At 56.2% G+C, this 16,904-nt stretch carries 10 protein-coding genes and 1 pseudogene; 8 read left to right on the top strand and 3 right to left on the bottom strand.

Going from position 1 to position 16,904, the window contains the following annotated elements:
• The first annotated feature begins 14 nt into the window (after positions 1-14).
• From GOV89_RS12710 to GOV89_RS12725, 4 genes are read left to right on the top strand one after another with little or no spacing between them, the layout of a single operon-like run.
• Positions 15-2,909, top strand: coding sequence for an AAA domain-containing protein (locus GOV89_RS12710; protein WP_217352161.1), 2,895 nt, complete (start codon positions 15-17; stop codon positions 2,907-2,909).
• Positions 2,881-4,470: a hypothetical protein gene (locus tag GOV89_RS12715; RefSeq protein ID WP_171238328.1), complete on the top strand. Its 1,590-nt coding sequence runs from the start codon at positions 2,881-2,883 to the stop codon at positions 4,468-4,470. Before GOV89_RS12710 ends, GOV89_RS12715 begins: the two co-directional genes overlap by 29 nt.
• Before the next feature lie 11 nt (positions 4,471-4,481).
• Positions 4,482-6,500, top strand: a complete 2,019-nt coding sequence (locus GOV89_RS12720) for a chromosome segregation ATPase-like protein (RefSeq protein ID WP_171238329.1) — start codon at positions 4,482-4,484, stop codon at positions 6,498-6,500.
• Entirely contained in the window at positions 6,479-8,005 is a 1,527-nt protein-coding gene (locus tag GOV89_RS12725) for a hypothetical protein (protein ID WP_254451523.1), read from the top strand. The genes GOV89_RS12720 and GOV89_RS12725 overlap by 22 nt, the downstream gene beginning before the upstream one ends.
• A gap of 326 nt (positions 8,006-8,331) precedes the next feature.
• Here the strand turns inward: GOV89_RS12725 and GOV89_RS12730 are convergent, their stop codons facing one another.
• Complete coding sequence (locus tag GOV89_RS12730) at positions 8,332-8,700, bottom strand: hypothetical protein (protein WP_171238330.1); 369 nt, start codon at positions 8,698-8,700, stop codon at positions 8,332-8,334.
• 66 nt (positions 8,701-8,766) lie between these two features.
• Between GOV89_RS12730 and GOV89_RS12735 the strand changes: the two genes are divergently transcribed.
• Positions 8,767-10,365: a hypothetical protein gene (locus GOV89_RS12735; protein WP_171238331.1), complete on the top strand. Its 1,599-nt coding sequence runs from the start codon at positions 8,767-8,769 to the stop codon at positions 10,363-10,365.
• Positions 10,366-10,629: 264 nt separating this feature from the next.
• Here GOV89_RS12735 and GOV89_RS12740 read toward each other — a convergent pair whose 3' ends face one another.
• Positions 10,630-11,085: an Lrp/AsnC family transcriptional regulator gene (locus GOV89_RS12740; protein WP_171238332.1), complete on the bottom strand. Its 456-nt coding sequence runs from the start codon at positions 11,083-11,085 to the stop codon at positions 10,630-10,632.
• A gap of 115 nt (positions 11,086-11,200) precedes the next feature.
• Between GOV89_RS12740 and GOV89_RS12745 the strand changes: the two genes are divergently transcribed.
• From GOV89_RS12745 to GOV89_RS12755, 3 genes are all read left to right on the top strand, one after another.
• Entirely contained in the window at positions 11,201-12,400 is a 1,200-nt protein-coding gene (locus GOV89_RS12745) for a methionine gamma-lyase (RefSeq protein WP_171238333.1), read from the top strand.
• Between the two features lie 14 nt (positions 12,401-12,414).
• A complete protein-coding gene (locus GOV89_RS12750; protein ID WP_171238334.1) occupies positions 12,415-14,787 on the top strand; it encodes a 1-deoxy-D-xylulose-5-phosphate synthase N-terminal domain-containing protein in 2,373 nt (790 codons plus the stop codon).
• 555 nt (positions 14,788-15,342) lie between these two features.
• On the top strand, positions 15,343-15,822 hold the full coding sequence (locus GOV89_RS12755; RefSeq protein WP_171238335.1) for a hypothetical protein: 480 nt from the start codon (positions 15,343-15,345) through the stop codon (positions 15,820-15,822).
• A gap of 36 nt (positions 15,823-15,858) precedes the next feature.
• Here GOV89_RS12755 and GOV89_RS12760 read toward each other — a convergent pair.
• Positions 15,859-16,904, bottom strand: a pseudogene (locus tag GOV89_RS12760) (IS3 family transposase); the annotation flags it as partial.

The raw sequence follows: 16,904 nt of genomic DNA on the forward strand, positions 1-16,904 counted from the left end.
ACGCTTCCTTCTCCTTGGAACCGACGGCGGTCGACCTTCCTGATCAAGAGGACGAAAGTTCAGATGCTCCGGATCCGCAGGCGCTGCTGAGATATTGGCGCTCGGCCTTGCGTGCCGATCCACGAGGAGCCACGACCCAGGTTCTCGACAAACATGGAATCGAGTGGGCGTTGATCTCTGGGCGTGGCCCTATCAGTCCCGAAGAAGGGCGAACTCTGACTGTTTCAATCGAACTCGACGCGATTGATCCTGTCTTTCGAGAGGCTCTGGTGCGAAGGGAAGGTCACGAGAACGCACTCGCAGTGGGTTGGCCGATGGCGGTTGGCCGACGTGGCGGAGTTCCTGTCTTCCAACCTGTTGGTATGTTCGCAGCAGCTTGGGAACGCAAGGATGACCGGCTAATCCTGACGATTGATGCCGATGATGTCCTGGTGAACCCTGATTGGGTCAAAAGTGCCGCTCGTGCCAGCGGTTGGAAGCGCGACGACCTCGCTGACCTTTTTTTCGCGGACGATGGGCTGGGACTGCGGGCTCAGGATTTTGTGGAGAAGGTAAGGATTGCCGTTGCCAGTCAGATACGTGGTCGCGTTGTCGGCGCGGACCTCGCCACTCAGCTCGATGCCTCGGCTCAAGGGATTTTTGACAGCGCTGCGATCTTCCTTCCGACTGACTCTTCCTTCACCGCGGGGGCTGCTCGTGACCTGGATGCAATTGCGACATGGCCGAAGGACCGCCTTGAGAGAACTGCGCTTGGCGCAGTATTCGGGCTAGACGTTCAAGACGGCACGGACAAGGCTGCTGCAATCGACGCTGTTCCGCTAAACCAGGAACAGTTGCGCGCGGTTCGATCAGCATGCCAAGCACCTTTGACTGTCGTGACCGGTCCGCCTGGGACTGGCAAAAGCCAAGCGATCGTATCTATGGCCGCGTCAGTGCTCGCAGATGGTGGCAGTGTTCTCGTCGCCTCCAAGAACCATCAGGCGCTTGATGCTGTGGAGGACCGTCTTGGCTCTCTTGCTCCGGACGTCCCATTCGCCATCCGGACACTGAACCCGAATGATGAGACGGATACGGGCTTCAAGGACGCCCTCAAACAGCTCATCGACAGCGAAAATGTGACGCGCAACGCCCCTGTTGACGATTTTGCATTGGGCCAGCTTAAAAGCGACGCGATCGCAAGAAGCGAAATGGTCACCATGATCGACAAGATCACGGATTTGGAATGCGAAATTTCCGATATTCTGGACCGCATTCAAGTCCGAGAGGATCGCGGGCGACCCGACAACCAAGACCCTGAAGACGTTGGACCAAAACAAAGTCCCCTGCTCCGCTTTGTCTCTTGGATTGGTTCGTTTTTCGCCAAGCGCCTCGCCAAAGAAGCGCCGGCGACAGACCGTGCTTCGTTTCGTCCCGGTATGAGCCTCAGAGAACTTCAAAGAGCACTGGCCGACAAAAGATCTGAACGCGATGCGCTTGGGACACCTGACGACCCGATCGCCCTAGGCGAGAAGATTCGGGAAGCGACCGAGAAACTCCTGCCTGGCATTCTGTCTGCCCGGACACATCTCCCGGAGGACGGGCGACGCGAAATCGCAGAACTCTACGATGACTGGACATTCGACGGTGGGCGAGGACATCCCCCCACAGACCTTTCGCGCGTCCTCATTTCACATCGGCCCTTGTGGCTTGCGTCGATCTTGGGAACGCCTCGACGCATACCTCTTGATGACGGGCTGTTCGACCTCGTGATTTTTGACGAGGCGAGCCAATGCGACATCGCGACGGCCGTTCCGTTGCTGGCGCGCGCCAAGCGGGCGGTCGTTGTTGGGGACGATCGACAATTGTCATTCATCCCTCAACTCGGTCAGGCTCAGGACCGCAATCTGATGCAGGCTCAAGGTCTGCCGGTTGCCAAAATGGGGCGCTTCGCACAAAGCCGCCGTTCACTATTCGATTTCGCATCGCGCGTGTCTGTTGCCAAAAACAGGATTACGTTGAAGCACCAGTATCGCTCGGCGGGCCCGATCGTCGATTACATCAGCGAGAACTTCTACGGCAACCAGTTGCAGACCTCGTATGACCCGAGGCGTCTTAGAGTGCCAGAAGGGGTGCGCCCTGGCCTCGCATGGGAACATGTTCCTGCGCCCGCGGTCCCGCAAATGGGCAACGTCAATTCGTCGGAAGTGAGCGCGATTGTTCGCCACCTTAAAAAGCTGATCGTTGAAGACAAATACACGGGAAGCATCGGGGTCATAACGCCGTTTCGCGCCCAAGTGGCCGCTATAGAGAGCGCGGTCGATGCCGTTCTGGATGAACCCAAGCGCATTGCCTGCGAGCTCAAGGTTGGCACAGTGGACGGTTTCCAGGGACAGGAGCGGGATCTCATCATGTTCTCGCCGTGCGTTGGTCCACGCAGCCCGCAGTCTGGTTTGACCTTCTTTCAGCGAGATACACGTCGCTTGAACGTTGCGATTTCGCGGGCCCGGGCGGTTGCGATGATCTTCGGCGATCTCGATTTTGCACGTTCAGGGCAATCGAAGGCGCTGGCCAAGCTCGCTGCGAGGGCGACGGAAGCACGGACTAAACGTGGCGAAGGGGTCTTCGACAGCGATTGGGAACGCAAAGTCTACCATGCTCTGAAGAACCGCGGTCTGGATCCGCAGCCCCAGCACGAAATAGCTGGGCGAAGGCTCGACTTCGCGTTGTTTGGAGCGAATGGTGTAAAGCTCGACCTCGAGGTCGACGGACGCAGATGGCACGAAAGCCCGGACGGACGTCGAAAGACGTCCGATCTCTGGCGCGATCATCAACTGAAGTCCATGGGTTGGCGGGTGCGCCGGTTCTGGGTGGATGAACTTTCAAGGGATATGGAGGGGTGTCTTGACCGAGTCGAACAAGACCTATCATAAGTCGAGCAGGAACACCGCAGTTGCGATGGGGCTGGGTGGGGCGGCCATCCTTGCCTTGGGCTTTCTCGTCCTGCAAGTAAACTCCCTCGACCGTCGATATGGCCGTATCGAGGAAAATCTCGGCTACTACACCGGGGAACTACAATCCGCGCAACAGCAACTGGCTCTTGCTCGTGAGCAGTTTCGCGAGCTTTCTGACCAGAAGCAAAGTTTGTCTCAGGAAGTCGCGAGCGCCGAAAGCAGCCGGCAAAGCGCGGCTCAGAGAGAGGCGGATGCGCAGGCTCGTCTCGAAGAAAGCCAGGCCCAATTGACTGCAGTGCAAGACCGTTTGGCCGAAGCACAAAAAACGATTGCGGATGCGCAACGAATTGAGCGCGAAACTAATCAGGCTTTGCAGCGAAGAAATAGCCTCGCAACAGAGGTGGTCGACCTTGAAGGCGAGGTGCAGACCCTCAAAGAGAGCCAGCAAGAATTGTCTGCGGGTGTCGATCAAACGCAATCGGTTGTCGATCGCCTTGAAGAGAGAAGGATTGATCTCCAGCGTGAAGTGGATAGACTTGCGCCCGCGGTTGAAGACCTTCGTGCGCAGGAGCGTCGTGTCGAACAACTGCGAAATGACGAGGATCGACTCGAACACAGCCGCGCCGATTTGAATGCGAATATAGCAAGTGCACGAACTGAATTGGCGACCAAGGTAGACGAGGCCGTTGCTGCCGAGGAGAGGCTACGCGCGCGTCAGGAAAAGGTAGCATCCGCAGACGCTCAACTTGAAAAGCTGAATTCAGAACTCGATGACCTTGAGGCTAGAAAGGCCGACATGCAGGCAAGTGTCTCGGGTGCAGAGACGCGACTTTCATTATTGCAAAACGAAATGGAGGTCGCACAGAACGCGGTGACGCGAGCTGAAGCTCAGCGCGCTGAAACCAAGGAAACACTTAAAATCGCTCAGGAACTGTTATCGACGCGAAGCGCTCAGCTTTCTACACTTCAGTCGCAGATAGCATCGGCAGATGAAGAGCTGGCCGAACTTTCCGAGAAACGGGCGGAATTCAGCAAATTGAAGGCTGAGGTAGATCAGCTGCAAACACGTCGAGCGACACTTGAAGAAGTGCTGCCCGAACTCGAGAGTCGGGTTCAGGAAAATCGGGCCAACTTGGGCTCGATCACGACAGAAGCGGAAACAGAGCTCGGGCGTGTTGCTGATCTCAAAGGACAAGCTTCCAGTCTGAAGGCCGAAGTCGACCGCCTCAAACAGCGACACGACGAACTCCAGATGGAGACGCAGACCGCCACGACTGCGGCGCAGGCCGCCCGAACGTCCCTTCAAGCCGAGCGCACTCAACTTGAAGAAATCGAGGCACTTTTGAACGCGCGGACTGCTGACCTCAGGCGTTTGAGAGAGGCTCTCGTTGCTGCGGAAGATGAGCTTTCCGAGACGCGAGCGGAACTGTCGAACCGACAGCCAGTGGACCATGAACCAGTATCAACCATGAGTGAAAGCGCTGGCACCGGTGAAAACGCTCAATCTGACAACTCTGAGCCATCGAGCAGCGATCAATGAGGTAACCGAGAATGCTTACGGACAATACAATACTTGTGCTGGCGATTGCGGGTATCCTGATACTGCTCGCAGTGGTTCAACTTTTTTTGGCCGCCCGCCACGACCGGGCGGTAACGGCAGCAGGCCCGATCGAGGAGCTTGCCGTTTACGAGAAGCGGCTTGAAGAAAAGCAGCGGCTCATGGACGACCTCGAAGCAGAAGTCGAGAAACGCCGAGAAGCGATGGCCATCGTCACCGACATCCAGGCTGAGGTCGACGGTCTGCGGCGTCAGAAGGAGGAGCTCCTCACAGAATGGGAGAGTCTCCGAGAACGCCGGGACGAAGTTGCGGCTGTTCGCAAGGAAACAGAGGACGCTGTTGTCGAACGCCAGCAACTCGAAACGGAGATCGCTCCGCTGCGGGCAGAGTATCTGGAGGTTAAGGAACGTCTGGAAAAAGCAGAAGAGCTCATCGAGCGCACTGATGATTTGAAAAAAGATCATGACCGAATTTCCAAGCGTGTCGAAGAGCTTCGCAACCAACAGCAGAAGCTCGAAGAAGCTGAGGAAAGAGTCTCCCGTCTCGAAGAGCACTTGTTCGAACTCGAGGCGTCAAATGCGCGGCTGGAAGGTCGGAAAGCGTCTCAAGAAAGCCAGTTGGCGGAATTGGAAAGCCGCATAGCATCGGAACACGAAGTATTGGCCGCGACCCATACCGAACACTCCCGGTTGGGTGCCGAAGTAGCCGCGATGAACCAAGAGACGCGTCGCTACAAGGGGGAAATCGAAACTCTCCAAGAAACGAGGAGCGCGCTTGACGCTCGATTGGCGCACCTCAAGGCCGAGATAGCTCGCCGAGAAGGTCGAACTGTCGACGGGGAAACCGGAGAAACGGATCCTCTCCGCGAACTCAAAGAAACTCCACCAGTCATCACGGCAATGAGGACGTGGGACAAAGCGCCGCGAGAGAACGAGGCGGATGCCATCAAACGCGTCGAACGGCGCCTTCGCGCAAAAGGTCTCGACTATCCTGCTCGCACGCTTCGTGCCTTCCATACAGCCATGAAAGTCAACGAGACGACCCAGATGGCAGTCCTTGCCGGCATTTCTGGGACCGGCAAAAGCCAACTCCCGCGTCAATACGCGGCCGGTATGGGCATCGGGTTTTTGCAAGTTCCGGTGCAGCCGCGTTGGGACAGTCCGCAGGACCTGATGGGCTTCTACAACTACATTGAAGGCAAGTTCCGACCCACAGACATGGCGCGCGCTCTTTGGGCGCTCGACGAGCTGAACAACGACGACGCGGAACAGGATCGCATGATGATGATCCTGCTGGACGAGATGAACCTCGCTAGGGTCGAATACTACTTCTCGGATTTCCTCAGCAGGCTGGAAAGCCGCCCCCGCCCCGAAGATGTCGGCGATGCAAACGAACGCAAGGACGCTGAGATCGAGCTGGAAATTCCGAACATGGAACGGCCTCCCCGGATTTTTCCGGGTTACAACCTCTTGTTCGCGGGAACGATGAATGAGGATGAAAGCACGCAGTCGCTGTCCGACAAAGTTGTAGACCGTGCAAATATCCTTCGTTTTTCCGCCCCGAGGAAAATCAAGGACGGACGGGCAGAAGGAACGGTCGAGCCTACGTTGGCTCTTTCTCAACAGACATGGGAAAGCTGGGGGCGGTCGAGTGTGTCTGTCGATGGTGACCGGAGTGTCACCAGCCGGATCGAACAAATGGTTGATCTGATGCGGGACTTCAAACGGCCTTTCGGGCATCGGCTTGGACGTGCCATCATGGCTTACGCAGCGAATTATCCCGAGGTGGAAGGCGGCCGTGGTGTCGACGACGCTCTCGCGGATCAGGTCGAGATGCGTCTTCTCCCGAAACTCAGGGGTGTGGAAACAGATATGGCCGGTCCCCAATTCTCAAAATTGATAAACTTTGTGGAACGCGATCTGAGGGACGACGCCCTGGCGCAAGCGATCGGTGAGTCAATGTCCCTCGCCGAGGCAACCGGACAGTTCGTATGGAGTGGGGTCACGCGTTGATGCGGTTTCTGGCCCGTCCATGGGCGACAAAAGCCTTTGGAGAGGACGAAGCCTTTGGGCCCGAAGACAGTCTGATCGGTAGCTACCAAGGGGCGAACCCAGGTGGCTATGAATACGTGACGCTTTTGAGAGGAAACGTCCGAGGTAACGATATCGGAACAGTTCTGTTTCCATATCCAAAGCGTGAGGAAGCTGTCGGGCCTGCGCGTAAGGGCTTCCCGGTGCGTCCAAGGTCGGGGCACGATCCTGCCACTCCGGACGAAGAAGAAGGCGCAGAGGCCCTTCGGCACATGAACGAAGTTCTTGCGCGCATCCAAGAGCTGGAAGAAGCGATTGAAGACCCGAGCGATACATGGGGGCGCCTGAGGGATGCTTGGAAGCGTGCCGAGGATGAAGCCGAGCCCAAAATGGCAGAGATCGTTCGGCAGGCGCGGGGCATGCTTCCGGTGCTTCGCGATCTGGAAAAACGCATCCGCCGGGTTCTACGTCGGCACAGGGAGCTGACTCCCCTTGATCGGGTGCAGGAGATGGATCGGGCTTCGATGGTGTGGCTTAGCCGACAGCCAGGGCGAAACATTGCGGAACGTGCAGGTTCTTCGCAACGAATTCTTGCGACGGTTCGCCGTGAGAATTTCGATACGCTCGAGAACCGTGTGCTGCATGCCTACACGCGTCTTGCCGCAGATGTTGCACGCGAATGGACCCGTGAGCACCCGCGTGCAAAGGACAGTGCTCGCTACAAACAGGTTGAGGCTTTTAGAAAGGCCTGTCGAGTATTGTCGCGAACACTCAGCGACCTTGGTGTCATGATCGCGTCGGCCGGCGTCCAACCAAACTATGTTCTCATTCAAGATCGCAACTATCGAGAGGTTCATGAGGGATGGCTCAGGCTTCTTTTACGCCGAAAAATTGAAGATGATCTTTGGGCTTGGCAGGCCGAAACTTGGACGGATTTCTCTGTTCTGTCGATCATCCTTGCCATCGACGAATTGGAAGAGGCCGAACTAGTCGCTCAGTCGCCGATTTCGTGGAGCGGTGAGGCAACAGGTGGACGCTGGTTCAATCAGGATCGGCCAATCGCCGTCTTTTGGCTTCGCGACACCAACCGCATTGTTGAAGTCCAAGCACGCCCTGAGCGGCCAGGAATCATGTTGAGCGCGGCACAAGCGCACGTCGCCCTCAGAATTTCCGATCCAAAACGGGCTGACCTTCCGCGCAGGGTCGCGGTATGGACGCCACATGCGATGCGTAGAATTGACCTCGAGGATGCTGTGCATGGGGCAGCTCAACTGCTTCACCAAATCCAGCCCCTCGCTCAGACGGAAGTTTTACGGAATGGGCTGATCATGACCCCAGCACGTGGAGTCGCGGCGGGAGAGAGCGCAGCTCATGGGAGAGCGAACGCTACGGCAATCGCCATAGGTCCTGCCGGTGAAGACCTCTCGAGGGGATTCCAAGCGGTGCGCGACTTTATTCGCAGTGAGCTATACGAGGTCGCAACATGACCGACCGAAAACTGTGCGGTTTCGACCTCAACGGATGGCGGGATTTCGTCGCGAAGAATTGGCACTCTGTTCCGGGAGAAGACGAAATCGTTGGGCCTACCGACATCGTCCCAAGTGGCCCACTTTCGTCGATTGTGCGGATCGGAGAAAGCCGCCTCGCAGGTTGGATCGGAGGACCGCAGGCTGACATTGCTCCGCATGGCCGCGGTGGTGGTTGGGGGGATGTCGGGTCAGAAGAAAGACGCATTCCCGTTCGGTTACTGCTGGAAAAGCAGGATGACAGTGTCGAAAAGCTCGCTCAGGCATTTTTGGGATCCGCTAGCGGTTCAGCAAACACGGTCGTTTCGATCGATGAGGGCCCAGATGGCGATGAGGCCATCCAGGAGCACCTTCTCGAAGCAGTTGCTCGAGGGAAGTTCCGCAATGGTGCATTGGTCTGGCGGCCTGTTCTTACCGCGTTGTTCGCCATTCATCGCGATCAGGTTACTGAAGGGCATCTTGTAGGCGTCGTCTCCCATCAGCGCCGAGGCTTGTCTGTTCAAAAGCTGCGTATTCGAAGCGCCAGGAATGTTCTCGCTCCGGAGAGACGCGAAGCCGCTGCCCAAATACCGTGCGACGCTGGATACGAGTCTCTTTTCCAATGTGCCCGCAACGCCGCTGTTGGAACCGACGGTTTTTCGGCGCGAACGGCTCATCGTGCCATCGCAAATTCGGTCGGAAAAGCTGGCTTAGGGATGGATTGCTATCCTGAGATGCTCCGCATGCCCAACGGTGATTGGGAGGTCTTGGACCTTACCAATTATGATGCGTCTGCAGCGGTCAGTATCCCGAGTTCAGAGCTAAGTCTGGCCGATTGCGACATCGTTATCTTTGAGACACTGGCGGAAGGTAGGCTTAAGGAACGCTTGAATGAAGCTATCCAGGAAGCGTCGCCAGTTGAGGTGCATACACTTCCCGCAACGGCTGTTGCGGAAGGTGCGTTGGAAGCAGCACGCCGAGCCGGGGACGGGGAACCGATCTTCTTCGACTTTCTACCACGATTGTCCACCATCGTGTTCGGATCGGACGGCGCAAAGAACTTCGATCTTATACGGAAAGAAGAAACGCTCGAAGCAGGTCGGATTTACAGAAGCCCTGAAGCAGCATCTCTCGCAATTCCGGCAGGGCAGGAGAGCGTCTCAGTATTCCTGCGGAAAGAAGAAGCTCCCTGGCCTCGAAAGGCAAGCGTATCGCTCGGAGCTCCCCTGAAGCATCAAGCCGCCGTTTCGCTTTGGGTAGAACAGAAGCCGGCCGCCGGGCGAGCGCGAATCCTCATGGAAGCGCCGGACTTGGGGCGGAATTTCGTGGTGGATTGGGATGAAGCACTGGAAGAGGAAAGACCCTGGTCTGAGATCATAGAGAGTTTGGATACGCAAGTATCAATTCCCAAGCGTCTGGTTCTTCCCTGCGGCATGGAGGCATGGCATGACAGCGACCGTTCCGCGGGTATGCTAACTTTACTCGAATCCGAACCTAATCGCAGCCGCACGGATTGGGCGACCCTTCGGCAAAAGCTTTCACAGCGTCCATTTGGCAAATACTGCATCTCAAGTGATGGCGACGTGCCTCCGGAGATCACGGCAGAAACCCTTGAGCGGTTTGAAATTCTGACCAGCAAAGCGCTTGAGGTTACTGAAAAGCGCCTGAGGGGCGAAAGCGGTTACGGAACGGAAGACAACGAGGCTCTCAAATTCTTGAGTTGGCAGTTCCGCCGATGCCCGCGCAATGTCGCGACGTGGCTGATGGACTGTATTGAAGCGTCCGGGCGCAATCACCCTTTCGTCAAGCATCAAGCAAGTTGGGTCCTCGTATATCAGGGCCTTGGCCGCATCGTCGGAAGCGAAGAGGACGAAGCGAGAGCAATGCGGTTGCTTCTGACTTCGTCAATTAAGGACTGGATCTGGAACCGACAAAGCGCGGCCATGGCGTTCATGCTGTCTCGTTCTGACACCGCTCCATCTTATCTGAAACGAGAAGACGTAGAGAAGCTAACCAAAAGGACTATTGCGGACTTTCAACGTAATATTGGCGGTCAATATACAATGTTTAACTACGCGCCTTTCTTACTTGCAGGCCTGGTAAGATGGCGTCTCGTTGATCCTACAGCATTGGTGATCGGGGCCGACCCGTTGGCGGATGACCTCTTGGCTATCATTGAGAAAACAGAGCAAGACCTGAAGGCCCGCCGTGGGTCCAATACTAATTTCCAAAGGCGGAGGTTGAAGTTCTTGCCTATCCTCCAAGACCTTAAGTCAGAACTGGCGGGAGAAGGTTCGAATCCTGACCTGTTGTTGGATATCTATGGAGCAAGTGGAACGTGAACATGAGCGCGCAGGTAGTCTGAAAATTGGCGTGACAGTGCCAAACAGTATCCGTTACCAGCTTTTAAATGGAGTTCCAGTTCGGCCGAGAGTGACGCGAAGTCAGTTCTCAGGTGGCCGACAGACGCCATACCAACGTTGCCCTCTTTTACCTTTCGTCTTCCGTGAAATAGCCGATGCTGACAATGAGAAATTGAGGCGGGAAGAAATCAGTCAGCTAAAATGTTCAGCCAGTTCGGAACAACTCATTCTGACTCGATCTTTCTATCCGGGCGGAAAAACGGCGGTCTTTTTTACTGTTCCATAGACAAAGCTGGTATCGATCGAGGCTATCCCACCGATCGGATGAATTCGGTGACGAATAAATTCCTCGTAGGCATCGAGATCCGATACCAAAACCCGCAATTGGTAGTCCATTGCCCCGGTCAGCACGTGGCATTCAAGAACTTCATCGATCATCCGAACGCGCTTTTCGAAATTCTGAACGTCCGTTTCATTGTGTCGCTCTAACCGGATACGCACGAAGACTGTAATGGCCATCCCATACGCGGCAGCGTCAACGTCGGCGCTGTATCCCGTTATCACTCCGTTGGCTTCAAGATTTTTGACCCGGCGCAGACACGGTGACGGGGACAGGTTCACCTCGTCGGCAAGATCCTGGTTCGTCATGCGCCCGTCACGCTGCAGCGCTCGAATGATTTGCCTGTCCTTAGCGTCCATTTCACCCTCTTGCTTAGCAGAAAATGCCAATTGAGCCGCTCACGTTGGTATATTTCGCAACCATTAGCCCAAAGTAAAGGCGCAAACTGGCTCCAACATGAATCAGGAGCTTGCAATGACTCGTCCAACCGGATTTGCCACCCGCGCCATTCACCACGCTTATAACCCTCTGGAAAATGACGGTGCGTTGACGCCACCCCTGCATTTGACGTCCACATTTACCTTCGAAACCGCAGAGGCTGGTGGAGAGTTGTTCGCCGGTGAGCGTGAAGGTCATATCTACAGCCGTATTTCAAACCCCACATGCGACCTTCTTGAGCAACGCATTGCCGTGCTTGAGGGGGCCGAGGCCGGTCTAGCTCTCTCAAGCGGCATGGGGGCGATCACGGCAGTGCTTTGGACCCTGCTGTCGCCAGGTGACGAAGTCATCGTGGACAAAACGCTCTATGGCTGCACCTTCGCCTTCATGCGTCATGGTTTGGCGAAATGGGGGGTTACGATCACACATGTAGACATGACAGACCCTGAAAACCTTAAAGCGGCCGTTTCCGGCAAAACCCGCGTTGTCTATTTCGAAACTCCGGCCAATCCGAACATGCGCTTGGTGGACATCGCCGCAAGCGCCACAATTGCGCATTCGGTCGGTGCAACGGTCGTCGTCGATAACACTTATGCCAGCCCATATCTGACCCGCCCGATTGAGCATGGGGCAGATATTGTTCTGCACTCCGCCACCAAATACCTCGGCGGGCATGGCGATGTGGTTGCCGGTCTGGTTGTAGGAACCGCCGAACAGATCGCTGAGATCCGCCTTGTTGGGATGAAGGACATGACCGGCGCGGTAATGGCCCCTTTCAACGCGATGCTGATCCTGCGTGGTCTGAAAACACTGAACCTTCGTCTGGATCGTCATTGTGACTCTGCCAGGGTCGTCGCGGACTTCCTCGAAGCGCATCCTGCCGTCGACGAGGTTTATTTCCCCGGTCTTGAGAGCTTCGCACAGCACGATGTAGCGCAGCGACAGATGTCCCAACCGGGCGCTATGATAGCGTTCGAGATCAAATCCGGTCTGTCCGGAGGGATTGAATTCATGAACCGCTTGAACATGATCCAGCGTGCGGTGTCGTTGGGCGACGCGGAAACACTGATCCAACACCCAGCGTCCATGACTCATTCGACGTATACCCCAGAAGAGCGTGCCGAGCATGGGATAAGCGATGGCCTGATCCGTCTGTCTGTCGGGCTAGAGGATGTCGAAGATATCCTTGCAGACCTAGAGCAGGCTTTGCCCTACCCTGCTCGCAGCGCCGCCTAAACCCGGAGACAACCATGCACATTGATCCCACCAAACTAAAGAATGTCGAACAGCGCCTGCTGTGGTTGTCTCATTGGATGATCCACCATGCCAACCATGTCCGACCAAAGGTGGATGGGATCAAGATTGGTGGCCATCAGGCTTCGTCTGCTTCGATGGTGTCGATCATGACCGCGCTCTACTTCTCAGCCTTACGCCCTGAGGACCGGGTTGCAGTCAAACCCCATTCGTCGCCGGTGTTTCATGCGATGCAGTATCTCATGGGTAATCAGACCCGCGAGAAGATGGAGAATTTCCGCGGATTTGGGGGTGTGCAAAGTTATCCCAGCCGGACAAAGGATATTGATGATGTTGATTTCTCGACCGGGTCTGTGGGTTTAGGTGTCGCGATCACCTCGTTTGCCTCGATCATTCAAGACTACATCAAGGCCAAAAGCTGGGGCTCAGACGCGCCAATGGGACGTATGGTAGCCCTGGTAGGCGACGCCGAACTGGATGAAGGCAACGTCTATGAGGCACTACAGGAAGGATGGAAGAACGACCTGCGAAACACGTGGTGGATCATAGATTACAACCGACAGTCACTGGACGGTATCGTCCGGGAAGGCTTGTTCGAACGGATCGAGAAAATTTTCGATGCGTTCAGCTGGGTTGTCGTTCGTGTGAAATATGGTGTTTTGCAACGCGCGGCCTTTGAAGAGCCCGGCGGCGACCGCCTGCGTGATTGGATCGACGCTTGCCCCAACCAAGACTACTCCGCTTTGACTTTCATGGGTGGTGCGAATTGGCGACAGCGTCTTATGGACGATCTAGGGGATCAGGGGGATGTGACCGCTCTGATCGAACGGCGCACGGATGCAGAGCTCGCAGCACTTATGGAGAACCTCGGCGGCAACTGCGTCGAGACCATGGCCCAAACATTTGCCGACATCGATCATGATCGCCCGACATGTTTCCTGGCCTACACGGTAAAAGGATGGGGCACCCCCATTGCAGGCCACAAGGACAATCACGGCGGGCTGATGAACAATAGTCAGTTTGCCGCGTGGCAGTCGCATATGGGCGTGCCAGAAGGCGAAGAATGGGAGCCGCTTGCGACGGTGCAAGACCGTGACGCGCTCAAGGGTTTTCTGGCCAGCACGCCGTTCTTTGCCAAAGGTCCGCGCCGCTATTTTGATGACAAGCTGGATGTGCCGACCATCGAGATCGACACCAGTCGCGAAATCTCGACACAGATGGCGTTTGGCAAGATCCTAGACGATCTATCAAAAGGCGACAGCCCATTGGCCGAACGCATAGTGACGACCTCCCCAGATGTGACTGGCACAACAAGCCTCGGTCCTTGGGTGAACCGGCGTAAACTGTTCGCCCGATCCGAGCAAGCCGACGCCTTCATAGAACACCGGATCCCTTCGACGGCGAAATGGGAATTCACGCCGGAAGGGCAGCATATCGAGCTTGGTATCGCCGAAATGAACCTCATGTTGCTTCTGGGAGCGGCGGGTTTGTCGCATTCCCTGTTCGGTAAGCGGCTGATCCCAATTGGCACCGTCTATGATCCGTTTGTCAGCCGCGGCCTCGATGCGCTGAATTACGCCTGCTATCAGGACGCGCGCTTCATGCTGGTTGGCACACCATCGGGCGTCACACTCGCACCCGAGGGTGGAGCACACCAATCCGTTGGAACACCACTGATCGGGATGAGCCAAGACGGGTTGGCAGCATTTGAACCCGCCTTTGCTGATGAGTTGGCAGTGATCATGGAATGGGCCTTTGACTACGTGCAGCGCGATGGTGAAGGGCAGCCGGACGAGCGCACCTGGCTTCGCGATGAAACCGGGGGGTCCGTCTATCTGCGTCTGACCACCAACCCGATTGAACAGCCTGGAAAGCGTGTCGACAACGAGTTCCGCCAAGGTGCCATCGATGGGGCCTATTGGCTACGAAAACCGGGGCCCAATTGCGAAGTTGTAATAGCCTATCAAGGAGCAGTCGCGCCGGAGGCAATCAAGGCCGCCGGTATCATTGGTGAAGGCCGTCGCGACATAGGTGTATTGGCCGTGACATCCGCAGATCGCCTGAATGCTGGATGGACCGCCGCTCAACGAGCGCGTTCTCGCGGTAACCAAGCGGCACGCTCCCACATTGAAACCCTGATGTCCGACCTCCCGCCGCACTGCAAGCTGGTCACCGTAATCGATGGTCATCCTGCAACTTTATCCTGGCTCGGGGCAGTGCTTGGACATCAGACTATCCCAATGGGTGTCGAGCATTTTGGTCAGACCGGAACAATCGGCGATCTCTATCGCCACCACTGCATTGACGCAGACGCTATCCTGGAGAAAGTGAATGGTCTGACCCATGGCAGAACTCTTCACCGTGCATAAGTGGGCTGGATCTGGGCAATAATGCATAGAACAAACTAGCACTGAACATAGACCAAGATAACTAGCGGACCATGTAGACAGTGCTCTTAGGTTCAATGAACCTGCCGAACCTGAACTCGGCTGGTTTGATTGGCGACAACGCCTGAAAAACAGGGCTCCTTTGACTAAAAATCAATAACTTGGCCCTCTGCACCGGTCTTCGGGAGGCAGGGGTCGGAGGTTCGAATCCTCTCACTCCGACCAACGCAACTGCTTGATGTACATAGATATCTCGAAGCAGTTGCAGGCAACGACACAACGTTGCACGTCCGAACGCTGCACTTTCGCTGCACTTTCGCTGCACTGATCACGCCAACAGCAAATCATCGCTGCATCGAGCACGTCCCTCATCGCACAAGGAGAGATGCGAGATGGCGACGATCAACAAGCGGCCAAGCGGCAAGTGGCAGGCAACGGTTCGCAGCGGTGGCAGGTCTGCGAGCAAAACTTTCACCAAGCGCGCAAACGCTTACTACGATGACTTTGGGAAAGGCGTTGTACCAGTTAGCAGACCAGATGACAGGCGAGCGGTGGCGTGACCAGCGCCTGCATGAGGCCAAGTCTTCGACAGTGGTCCGCGAACTGTCGTTGATGCAGTCAGCAGTGGACCATGTGCTTGGTGACAACGCTGACGCAGACACGAACTCGAACCCGTTGCGGCACGTGAAGCGTCCGCGTGTTGATGATCGTCGCGAACGCAGGCTTACAGACCGCGAGTGGAAACGGTTGTTGAACGCAGCGGGCGAGTGCTTGAACCCGCTGATGCGACCACTGCTTGTGCTGGCTCGCGAGACTGCGATGCGCCGGGGCGAGTTGCTGTCGATGGAGTGGAGGCACGTTGACAGCGAAGGCGCTTCCATGCAAGCACTTCGAGATCAAGCTGGTCACCCAACCGTCGGATGGTGGACATGTCCGATGTATCAAGACGGTGGAGATGCAGCCCGACGAGTTGGACGATGTGTCCGTCATCGAATGATTTGGAACACGAGCGTTTGATTGGCTTAGGAGGATCAGGCTCGCCGTAGTTTCAATCTACGCCGCGTTCTGATGATGCAGCAAGCGGCGTTTCTGGATTGTCTGGTGTTTGATTTCCTTTCTGCGTCTGAGGATTGTTTCGGCTCGACCGAAATAGACATCGGCGGGTGTCAGATTGCTGATGCTCTCGTGGTATCGGTTGTGGTTGTAGTGATTGATGAAGTCGCCGATGGCCTGTTCGAGCGCTCCTTGCAGATAGTAGTTTTCCATCAGGACACGGTTCTTCATCGTCTGATGCCATCGCTCAATCTTGCCCTGGGTCTGCGGATGGTTGGGCGCTCCCCGAACATGATCCATACCCTGCTCATCCAGCCATTTCGCCAACTCGCCAGAGATGTAACTGCTGCCGTTGTCGCTGAGCAGCCGGGGCTTGTGGGCAACGGTGACACTGTCACAACCTGATGCAGCCAAAGCGTCTTCCAGTGTTCCTGTGACATCGTCAGCTTTCATCGTGGTGCAAAGGCGCCAAGAGACAACGTAACGGCTGTAATCATCCAGGATCGTAGACAGGTAGAACCAGCCCCAACCGATGACTTTGAGATAGGTGAAGTCGGTCTGCCAAAGCTGGTTCGGCCGCACAGTCTTCTCATGGAATTCATCCGCCGCTTTGATGGTGATGCAGGCTGGGCTAGTGATCAGATCTTGTGCCTTCAGAAGCCTGTAAACACTGGCCTCAGAAACGAAGTAGCGCCTGGTGTCGGTGAACCGCACCGCAAGCTCGCGGGGCGATAACTCGGGTTCTTCCAGAGCCAGTTCCACGATCTGCTTGCGCACCTTGTCGGGGATGCGGTTCCAAACCCTACCTGGCCGGGAATGGCGATCCTCAAGCCCGGCCTCGCCGAAAGACAGATACCTGTCGTACCAGCGGTAGAAGGTCGTTCTGGGAATGCCGAGCTTTTCCAGTGTGCGTTTGATCGGCAGGTGCGAACCGTCAACCAGCCGGATGATCTCAAGCTTTTCGGATGCGGGATATCTCATTCGTCGTCTCCCCCATCCTCGAACATGCTTTTTTTGAGCAGCCGGTTCTCAAGGGTCAGGTCGGC

Origin of the sequence: Ruegeria sp. HKCCA5763 (genome assembly GCF_013034545.1) — a bacterium.
In the GTDB taxonomy this organism is placed as follows: Bacteria; Pseudomonadota; Alphaproteobacteria; order Rhodobacterales; family Rhodobacteraceae; genus Ruegeria.

Excerpts from the sequence above, each read along its gene's own strand:
- GOV89_RS12720 (WP_171238329.1), top strand. The coding sequence starts at position 4,482 with ATGCTTACGGACAATACAATACTTGTGCTGGCGATTGCGGGTATCCTG.
- GOV89_RS12745 (WP_171238333.1), top strand. The coding sequence starts at position 11,201 with ATGACTCGTCCAACCGGATTTGCCACCCGCGCCATTCACCACGCTTAT.
- GOV89_RS12725 (WP_254451523.1), top strand. The coding sequence starts at position 6,479 with ATGGAGTGGGGTCACGCGTTGATGCGGTTTCTGGCCCGTCCATGGGCG.
- GOV89_RS12735 (WP_171238331.1), top strand. The coding sequence starts at position 8,767 with ATGCCCAACGGTGATTGGGAGGTCTTGGACCTTACCAATTATGATGCG.
- GOV89_RS12730 (WP_171238330.1), bottom strand. The coding sequence starts at position 8,700 with ATGAGCCGTTCGCGCCGAAAAACCGTCGGTTCCAACAGCGGCGTTGCG.
- GOV89_RS12750 (WP_171238334.1), top strand. The coding sequence starts at position 12,415 with ATGCACATTGATCCCACCAAACTAAAGAATGTCGAACAGCGCCTGCTG.
- GOV89_RS12755 (WP_171238335.1), top strand. The coding sequence starts at position 15,343 with ATGACAGGCGAGCGGTGGCGTGACCAGCGCCTGCATGAGGCCAAGTCT.
- GOV89_RS12740 (WP_171238332.1), bottom strand. The coding sequence starts at position 11,085 with ATGGACGCTAAGGACAGGCAAATCATTCGAGCGCTGCAGCGTGACGGG.